Raw genomic sequence first — 1,308 nt, forward strand, 5'->3', positions numbered from 1 at the left:
GCCCGGCGGCTCGGGCGGCGCGTCGTCGGGCCGGTGCCCCGCCGGTTCGCCGGCCAGCCCCAGCCGCAGCGCGTCGAGCCGCACGCCGGGCACGGCGACGGCCACCGCGTTCACCAGCGCCGCGCGCGCCGCACGTTCCGTCAGCCAGGCGCCCCAGGTGCCGTCCTCGCCCAGCGGCAGCAGCCTGCCCAGGCCCAGCTGCCGCCGCATCGCCGTCAACAGGCCGTCGTCGCCCATGAGTTGCCGCCCTCCGTTTCGCGCCCTGCCCACTCCCCGGTCGCGGGGAGCCGTACTCAACCGGCCAGGGCTGGGTACAGCATGTCCTAGAGGTTGGCCGTGGCCGCCCGGGGCGTGCCACCCGTTCGGGGGGCCGCGCGGGGGACGGACGGTCGGCCGCGCTTAGTGTGGCGTCAAGACGGCGGCCTCAGCCGCCGTCGGGAAAGGGGCGATGGCACAGTGACCGACACCACCACGGAGAACGGGACCGAGCAGGGGACCGAACCGTCCGGCAGGGCACTCGGCACGCGCCGGGGCACCGGCGACCCCGCCACCAGGGGCCGCACCACGATCGCCGACGGTGTGGTCGCCAAGATCGCGGGCATGGCGGCCCGCGACGTTGTCGGCGTCCACGCCATGGGCAGCGGACTCGCCCGCACCTTCGGCGCCGTCAGGGACCGCGTCCCCGGCGGCAGCCGTTCCGTGACCCGAGGCGTCAAGGCGGAGGTCGGCGAGGTGCAGACCGCGCTCGACCTCGAAATCGTGGTCGAGTACGGGGTCTCCATCGCCGAAGTCTCCCGTACCGTACGGGAGAACGTCATCGCGGCCGTCGAGCGGATGACGGGCCTTGAGGTCGTCGAGGTCAACATCAACGTCGTCGACGTGAAGTTGCCCGACGACGAGGAGGACGACGACGAACGGCCGCCGCTTCAGTAGGCGCGGTCACCCGGGGGGCCGTGACGACTGAGTGAGGAGTGCGAGATGAGCATGGCGGTGATCGGCATGATCGCCGGGATGGCGCTGGGCTTCGCCGGATACTTCGGCGGGTTCGCGGCGTTCCTGCTGGTGGCGGCGCTGGGCGCGATCGGCTTCGTGGTCGGCCGGTTCGTGGACGGCGACCTGGAGCCCGGCGACTTCTTCCGGGTCAGGGAACGCGGCGGCGACCGGCGGCGATGACGGTGGAACAGCGGGTACCCGCAGCGCAGCGCGGCACGACCCGGATCTCCGACCGGGTGGTGGCCAAGCTCGCCCGCCAGGCGGCGCGCGAGGCGCTGCGCGCGCCGCGCGCCGACCCGCCCGCGCCGCGCGGCC

2 protein-coding genes and 1 pseudogene are annotated in these 1,308 nt (G+C 74.4%); 2 read left to right on the forward strand and 1 reads right to left on the reverse strand.

Annotation, left to right across the window (positions count from 1 at the left end):
• Nucleotides 1-237: pseudogene (locus EBN88_RS29875) on the reverse strand (hypothetical protein); the annotation flags it as partial.
• 219 nt (nt 238-456) lie between these two features.
• Here EBN88_RS29875 and EBN88_RS29880 point away from each other — a divergent pair.
• Nucleotides 457-933, forward strand: coding sequence for an Asp23/Gls24 family envelope stress response protein (locus EBN88_RS29880; protein WP_122400086.1), 477 nt, complete (start codon nt 457-459; stop codon nt 931-933).
• 45 nt (nt 934-978) lie between these two features.
• Nucleotides 979-1,173, forward strand: coding sequence for a hypothetical protein (locus EBN88_RS29885; protein WP_122400087.1), 195 nt, complete (start codon nt 979-981; stop codon nt 1,171-1,173).
• Nucleotides 1,174-1,308: the final 135 nt, after the last annotated feature.

This window comes from Streptomyces triticirhizae (genome assembly GCF_003696235.1).
Taxonomy (GTDB): Bacteria; Actinomycetota; Actinomycetes; order Streptomycetales; family Streptomycetaceae; genus Streptomyces; species Streptomyces triticirhizae.

Coding starts and splice junctions, on each gene's coding strand:
- EBN88_RS29885 (WP_122400087.1), top strand. CDS start 979: ATGAGCATGGCGGTGATCGGCATGATCGCCGGGATGGCGCTGGGCTTC.